Raw genomic sequence first — 6,754 nt, forward strand, 5'->3', positions numbered from 1 at the left:
GGGCAAACAGCGCCAGCGAGCCGCCGATGAACAGCGTCAGGATGCACAAAATGAAGACGCCCCGCGCCGGATCGGTGGCGAAGGCATGCACGGAAGTCAGCACGCCGGAGCGCACGAGGAACGTCCCGAGTAGCGACAACGAGAAGGTGAGGATCGCAAGCAGCAGCGTCCAGATCTTCAGTGCCGAGCGCTTTTCCATGACGATCGCCGAATGGAGCAGCGCGGTGCCGGCGAGCCAGGGCATGAAGGAAGCGTTCTCGACCGGATCCCAGAACCAGAAGCCGCCCCAGCCGAGCTCGTAATAGGCCCAGTACGAGCCCATGGCGATGCCGCCGGTTAGGAACATCCAGGCGACCAGCGTCCATGGCCGCACCCAGCGCGCCCAGGAGGCGTCGATGCGGCCCTCGATCAGGGCGGCGACCGAGAAGGAAAAGCAGATCGAGAAGCCGACATAGCCGAGATAGAGCAGCGGCGGATGGATGGCGAGGCCGAGATCCTGCAGGACCGGGTTGAGGTCGCGGCCTTCGATCGGCGCCGGCTTGAGCCGGATGAAGGGGTTGGACGTCGTCAGGATGAACAGGAAGAAGGCGGCGCCGATCATGCCCTGCACGGCAAGCACATTGGCCTTGAGCGTCTCCGGCAGGTTGGAGCCGAAGACGGCGACAAGCGCGCCGAAGAAGGTGAGGATCAGCACCCAGAGCAGCATCGAACCTTCGTGGTTCCCCCAGGTGCCGGTGATCTTGTAGATCATCGGCTGCAGCGAATGGGAGTTCTCCCACACATTTGCCACCGAGAAGTCGGAGCCGGCATAGGCGCCGGCAAGTGCCGCGAAGGAGAGCGCGGTGAGTGCGAAACCCGTGACCGCGACCGGGCCGCCGACCGCCATCAGCCGCTGGTTGCCGGTGCGGGCGCCGACCAGCGGAAGCAGCATCTGCACCAGCGACAGCGCAAAGGCGAGGACGAGCGCGAAATGTCCGGTCTCAACCATTATTGGCTCTTGCTTTCCTGCCAGACGCCCTTGGCCTTCAGGCCGTCGGCGACTTCCTTGGGCATATAGCGCTCGTCATGCTTGGCTAAAACGCTGTCGGCGACGAAGACGCCGTCGGGGCCGAAGGCGCCCTCGGTGATGACGCCCTGCTCCTCGCGGAACAGGTCGGGCAAGATGCCGGTATAGGTGACCTTGACCGACTTCTGCGTATCGGTGACCGAAAAGGCGACGGTGGCGCCTTGGCCGCGCACGATGGTGCCCTTTTCGACGAGGCCGCCAAGGCGGATTCGCTGGCCGAGTTGGACGGTCGCGGTGGTGAGATCGGCCGGCATGTAGAAATAGGAGGCCTTCTGGCCGAGCGCATAGAAGGTGAGACCGGCCGCGGCACCCAGGAAGGCCAGACCGGCAATGATCACCGACAATCGCCTCTGCTTGCGGGTCATCTCTTACTCCGTCGCCGTGACGCCGAGGGAGGCGGCAAAGGCGGTGAACTTCTTGGCTTGCTCGCTGTCGGCGCCAAAGACGGCAACAGCGCGGCCGAGGGCGTCGCGCGCCTGGTCGGCCTTGCCGAGCACGACATAGGAACGAATGAGCCGCATCCATCCTTCCTCGTCGCGCGGATTTTGCTTCAGCCGGTCGTCGAGGCCGGCGACCATGGTCTCGATCATCGCCTGCCGGTCCTGCGGCGACATCTGCTGCGCAGCCTCGACGGCTTGAGCATCAGGGCCATTGACCGGCGTCCCGGCGGCCACTGCCGGCCCGGTCGTTTCCGCAAGCGCCTGCTGGACGGCGCTGCGCCAGGGCGAATCCGGCGGCAGTTGGCCGAGCATCTTCTGCCAGGCGGCCGCGGCTTCGGCCTTCTTGCCTTCCTGCGCAAGACCCATCGCCAGATAGAAGCTCGCCTTGGCGTTGGCGGGGTCGAGCTTCAGGGCCGCCTCGAAGGCATCCTGAGCCTCGGCCGACACGATGCCGCCGGCGGCATTGGCGATCGCCTCGCCGAGGCCGGCTTGCCGTACAGCGTTGTCGCCGTCGAGCCGGATGGCGTTGCGATAGGCCGTCACCGCGTCGGTGTAGCGCTGCAGGCGCAGATAGACAGGCGCCAGAACGTCCCAGCCCTTGCCGTCAGACGGATTGGCGGCGAGGTGGGCCTCGGCGCGCGCGACCAACTCATCGACCGAGGAATCGGCCGGGCTCTTGGCGAGCCGTTCGGCCAATGGCTGCGACGGCAAATCCGGCGAGCCGAGCTCGCCATAGAGTCCCCAGCTCACCAGCGGCACCGCCAGCACGGCGGCGGTGGCCACAAGCCTTGCGGCTCGCGAGGCGCGCGGCGCCGCCGCGCCTGCCTGGTCAGCCGAGCCGAGACGCAGGATGCGGCGGCCGATCTCGGCGCGCGCTTCCTCGGCTTCGGCCGGCTGGATAAGCCCGCGCGCCATGTCGCGGTCGAGCTCGGCGAGCTGGTCGCGGTAGACCTCGAGGTCGTGATCGCCGGCCGCGGACGGGCCTTTCGTGCCGCCAGCCAGCGGCAGAAGCACCGCCAGGCTGGCGCCCAGCGTGAGGATTGCGGCTATGACCCAGAACAGCATGGCTATTCCAATAAAGGCAGAGCCCTGCCCTGCCAACACAAGCGTACTGCGACGCTTTGACGACAGACGCGCCGGAGAACCTTGATCGATATCAATCTCGCCGGACTGTAGCCGAAATTAGAGCAATTCCAGGAAAAGTGCGCAGCGGTTTTCCGTTCGGAATTGCGTCGTGACAAACACTTGGAGCGGGTCGGCCCTCCGATCAAAGACCGAACCGCTCTAAGTCAACGGCGTCCAGCTGCCGTCAGCGTTGCGGCAGGCCGTGCCGCGTGCGGTGACGCCCGATGTGCCGGTGTAGACGGTGTGGGTATACTGCCGGCAGTCCTGCGAACCGACCCGGTAAGGCTGAGCGGCGACGACCTCGCCGTAATGGGACGAGCCGTCGCTCTTCCACGTCACCTTCTGGCCGCTCGCGGTGTATTCCAGCGCCTTGTATTCCGCCTCGAGACCCTTGCGTTTCTCGGCGTCGCTGAGGCCCGAGCCGATCGATCCGCCGACCAGTCCGCCATTCATGGCCGCGACGATGCTGGTTCCCACCTTGCCAGCGGCCGGCGGCGTGGCGACGGGCGTGACCGTGGGACCGCTCCTGCCCAGCGTTGTGCAGCCTGAAACGGCCATCAGGGCGGAAACGAGCGCGACGCGAATCTTCATGCCAACAACCGGTTCTCTTGAGCGGGATGGACTTCTTGAGCGAAAGGCACTGGGGGCCGCGCCATCGGGGAGGGTGGCAAGGCCATAGTGTTGATATTTGTCGGAAATTTGGCCGCAGCCGGCCGCGTGCAAATCGATAAAAAACATCACTGAAGGCTCCGCAATCTGACCACCGCCCTCAAGCCGCCCATGCCGGACCGTTCCAGCGCCAGGACGCCTCCATACTCGTTGACGAGGTCGGCGACAATGGCAAGCCCAAGCCCCGTTCCCGGCTTCGTCTCGTCCAGCCGCCGCCCGCGCTTCAGCACCTCTCGCGCCTTGTCTTCGGGAATTCCCGGCCCGTCATCCTCTATAACGATTTCAAACAGGCCGGCGCTTCCCGCGACAGGGGCGACCGAGACGGCGACGGCGCCCTTCGCCCATTTCATGGCGTTGTCGAGCAGATTGCCGAGCAATTCCTCCAGATCCTCGCGCTCGCCGGCAAAGACGATCTCGGCAGGCGGCGGCGACAGCGTGAGCTTCGTCCGCGGGTTGAGCTTTTGCAGCACGCGCACCATGCGCTCGACCAGCGGCGAAACCGGTGTGCGGAAGACGACACTGTCGCGCTGGGCGGCGACACGCGCGCGCTGCAGATAATGGTCGACCTGCTTCTGCATCGAGGCAGCCTGATCGGAGATGAGCTGGCCTTTGGCGCCGCCCAGCGCACGGCCTTCGTTGATCAGCACGGCAAGCGGCGTCTTCAGCGAATGGGCGAGATTGCCGACTTGCGTGCGCGAGCGCTCGACAATGCGCCTGTTGTTCTCGATCAAGGCATTGGTCTCGTTAGCGAGAGGCTCGATCTCGGCCGGAAAACGCCCGTCGAGCCGCTGCGCCGTGCCCTCGCGCACCATGGCCAGCGCATTGCGCACGCGCCGCAAGGGCTGCAGGCCCAAAAGAATGGCGATGGCGTTGATGGCGATCATGCCGACGCCGAACAGCGACAGATAGGTGAGCAGGCGGCGCTGGAAGCGCGCGATCTCCTGTTCCAGCTCGCTGTGGTTGCCCATGACGCGAAAGCGTGCGGCGCGGTTCTTGGCATCGAGCACGAACTCGCTCTCGAAGACCTCGAGCTCCTCGCCCTTGATGCCTTCGGTCGCGTAGCTGCGCTGGAAGTTCGCGTTGAAGGGAACCTCGGCGACGCTTGGCGACAGGATCGAGGTCGTCATCGAGGAGGAGTGGATTTCGCCGTGAACACCCTCGGAGGCCGGCTCAACGGACCAGTACCAGCCGGAATTCGGCTCGGAGAAGCGCAGGTCGCCAAGGTCGGGCGAGCCGGTGAGCGCGCCATTGTCGGAAATGCCGACCGAACCGATCAGGTTGAACAGATGCGCCGAAAGCAGGCTGTCGAAACCGCGCTCGCTGGCCTGGCGGTAAAGCGTGGTGATGAGGGTGAAGATGACGACCAGCGTCAGGATCGCCCAGATGGTGGAGAAGGCGATGACACGGAAGGTCAGCGAGCGCGGCCAGAGCCGCAGCCTTGAAAGCCACGTTCCCATCGTCGGCTTCAGCGGTTCCGCGTTACGCCTCCGGCTCTCGCATGCGATAGCCCATGCCACGCACGGTTTCGATCATGTCGATGCCCATCTTCTTGCGAAGCCGCCCGACAAACACCTCGATGGTGTTGGAATCGCGGTCGAAGTCCTGGTCGTAGAGATGCTCGACCAGCTCGGTGCGCGACACCACCTCGCCCATATGGTGCATCAGATAAGCAAGCAAACGGAACTCATGAGAAGTGAGCTTCAGCGGCATGCCGTTGACATCGGCCTTCGAGGCCTTGGTGTCGAGCCTGAGCGGTCCGCAGGTGAGCTCGGACGAGGCATGGCCGGCGGCGCGACGGATCAGCGCCCTCACCCTGGCCAGCACTTCCTCGATGTGGAAAGGCTTGGTGACATAGTCATCGGCGCCGGCGTCGATGCCGGCCACCTTGTCGCTCCAGCGGTCGCGCGCGGTCAGGATCAGCACCGGCATCTTGCGCCCGCCGCGGCGCCAGCGCTCGACGACGCTGATGCCGTCCATCTGCGGCAGGCCGATGTCGAGCACGACGGCATCGTAAGGCTCGGTGTCGCCGAGGAAATGCCCCTCCTCCCCGTCATAGGCGCGGTCGACGACATAGCCGGCGTCGACCAGCGCGTCCGCCAGTTGCCGGTTGAGATCCTTGTCATCCTCGACGACGAGCACGCGCATGGTTTTGAGCCTGTTGAGGGATGGAGGTATAGGCCGATTCCGCCGGCCTGGGAAACTTAAGCCTGTTAAAGGGAATGGGGCGTCAGTTCAGCGGCACCACGATCTCGGAACGACGCGGGCGTTGGCCTTCCTTGCCGGGGACGAGCACGACGATGACGCAGACCGGCTGGCCGCCGCGCGTCGACTGCGAGGCCTTGGCGAGCGTGCCGCCATTCTGCGCGGCGACCTGCTGGCCGATCGCATAGCAGTCGCCGGCGGCAAGCACGACCGGCTGCTCGGCTGACGGTTCGATGGCCGGCATGGCAATCGCCTGCGACGCAAAAAGGCCGGCTGCGGCAAGCGCCAGCGTCGCGGTGCGGATATGGGAGCGGAACGTTTTCATGATCACGGTTCTAACGCATGTGTGCTGAACGTGAAATGAACGGTGAACGGCCGAAAATCCATGCCCGCCATGCCCCCTTGGTTTTACGCAATTCCGGACGGAAAGACCGCTACGCACTTTTCCTGGAATTGCTCCAGCGCTAGACGAATCCTGCTGCCCGGCTCCCACCGCCCAAGCTTGGGATTCATAGCCGGAAAATCACCGGCGCGGCTACGGTTTTCGCGGGCGGGATATGCGCTAGTTTGCGCCGTGAAGCCGGTGACGACGGGAGAATGCCATGACGAGCGAGGACCTTGCCGATCGCTACAAGGGTTACATCGCCTGCCTCAACGCACAGGACTGGGACAATCTCGACCGGTTCGTCGGCGAACAGGTGCAGTATAACGGCGAGACGATCGGGCTTTCGGGCTATCGCCGGATGCTGGAAGGCGATTTCCAGGCTATTCCGGATCTGCGTTTCAACATCGAGCTTCTGGTCTCGGAGCCGCCGCGGGTGGCGGCCCGCCTGCATTTCGACTGCAGGCCCAAGGGCGTGCTGTTCGGCCTGCCGGTGAAGGGCAAGCGCGTCGCCTTCGCCGAGAACGTCTTCTATGAATTCCAGGACGGACGGATATGCGAGGTCTGGTCGGTCATCGACAAGGGCGCCATCCAGGCTCAACTTTGATGCATGTCGCGCAAAAGTGTGCAGCGGTTTTGCGAAAACGACATGCATAAAAACAAAGACCTAAAGCGCGTCGCCTGGATCCATTTCAGCGCGACGCGTTTTAGGACTGGTCGCTCAGGCGCTTTCCTGCGTCAGCGCGCGAAAGCGCAGCAGCCCGTGATGGACCGTCAGGTCCTCGTCATAGCGCGCCTCGGCGAATTCCAGCGACAGACGCGTCTGGCCGCGCGGGCCGATGGAGAGCGCCGCGCCGTCGAGGCGTGCCC

8 protein-coding genes are annotated in these 6,754 nt (G+C 64.7%); 1 reads left to right on the top strand and 7 read right to left on the bottom strand.

Translation table 11 applies throughout. The features are described from left to right. The 7 genes from EOA29_RS20470 to EOA29_RS20500 form a co-directional block, all read right to left on the bottom strand. Positions 1-988 (bottom strand): heme lyase CcmF/NrfE family subunit (locus EOA29_RS20470; protein WP_145969721.1); only part of this gene is annotated, 988 nt, incomplete at its 3' end. Continuing rightward, positions 988-1,431, bottom strand: a complete 444-nt coding sequence (gene ccmE, locus EOA29_RS20475; protein ID WP_127221362.1) for a cytochrome c maturation protein CcmE — start codon at positions 1,429-1,431, stop codon at positions 988-990. The genes EOA29_RS20470 and ccmE, both read right to left, overlap by 1 nt. 3 nt (positions 1,432-1,434) lie before the next feature. Further along, positions 1,435-2,571: a c-type cytochrome biogenesis protein CcmI gene (gene ccmI / locus EOA29_RS20480; RefSeq protein ID WP_127221363.1), complete on the bottom strand. Its 1,137-nt coding sequence runs from the start codon at positions 2,569-2,571 to the stop codon at positions 1,435-1,437. 219 nt (positions 2,572-2,790) lie between these two features. Further along, a complete protein-coding gene (locus tag EOA29_RS20485) occupies positions 2,791-3,222 on the bottom strand; it encodes a hypothetical protein (protein ID WP_127221364.1) in 432 nt (143 codons plus the stop codon). Positions 3,223-3,368: 146 nt separating this feature from the next. Next, positions 3,369-4,757: an ATP-binding protein gene (locus EOA29_RS20490; protein ID WP_127221366.1), complete on the bottom strand. Its 1,389-nt coding sequence runs from the start codon at positions 4,755-4,757 to the stop codon at positions 3,369-3,371. A 22-nt stretch (positions 4,758-4,779) separates the two neighbouring features. Further along, the gene (locus EOA29_RS20495; RefSeq protein WP_126061966.1) at positions 4,780-5,445 is read right to left on the bottom strand and encodes a response regulator transcription factor; all 666 of its coding nucleotides are present in this window, start codon (positions 5,443-5,445) and stop codon (positions 4,780-4,782) included. Between the two features lie 82 nt (positions 5,446-5,527). Next, positions 5,528-5,827, bottom strand: a complete 300-nt coding sequence (locus EOA29_RS20500) for a hypothetical protein (protein WP_127221368.1) — start codon at positions 5,825-5,827, stop codon at positions 5,528-5,530. A 277-nt stretch (positions 5,828-6,104) separates the two neighbouring features. Between EOA29_RS20500 and EOA29_RS20505 the strand changes: the two genes are divergently transcribed. After that, positions 6,105-6,491, top strand: a complete 387-nt coding sequence (locus EOA29_RS20505; protein WP_126094988.1) for an ester cyclase — start codon at positions 6,105-6,107, stop codon at positions 6,489-6,491. Positions 6,492-6,754 lie beyond the last annotated feature (263 nt).

The sequence above is a fragment of the Mesorhizobium sp. M1E.F.Ca.ET.063.01.1.1 genome (genome assembly GCF_003998155.1).
Taxonomy (GTDB): Bacteria; Pseudomonadota; Alphaproteobacteria; order Rhizobiales; family Rhizobiaceae; genus Mesorhizobium.

Excerpts from the sequence above, each read along its gene's own strand:
- ccmE (WP_127221362.1), bottom strand. The coding sequence starts at position 1,431 with ATGACCCGCAAGCAGAGGCGATTGTCGGTGATCATTGCCGGTCTGGCC.
- ccmI (WP_127221363.1), bottom strand. The coding sequence starts at position 2,571 with ATGCTGTTCTGGGTCATAGCCGCAATCCTCACGCTGGGCGCCAGCCTG.
- EOA29_RS20485 (WP_127221364.1), bottom strand. The coding sequence starts at position 3,222 with ATGAAGATTCGCGTCGCGCTCGTTTCCGCCCTGATGGCCGTTTCAGGC.
- EOA29_RS20490 (WP_127221366.1), bottom strand. The coding sequence starts at position 4,757 with ATGGGAACGTGGCTTTCAAGGCTGCGGCTCTGGCCGCGCTCGCTGACC.
- EOA29_RS20495 (WP_126061966.1), bottom strand. The coding sequence starts at position 5,445 with ATGCGCGTGCTCGTCGTCGAGGATGACAAGGATCTCAACCGGCAACTG.
- EOA29_RS20500 (WP_127221368.1), bottom strand. The coding sequence starts at position 5,827 with ATGAAAACGTTCCGCTCCCATATCCGCACCGCGACGCTGGCGCTTGCC.
- EOA29_RS20505 (WP_126094988.1), top strand. The coding sequence starts at position 6,105 with ATGACGAGCGAGGACCTTGCCGATCGCTACAAGGGTTACATCGCCTGC.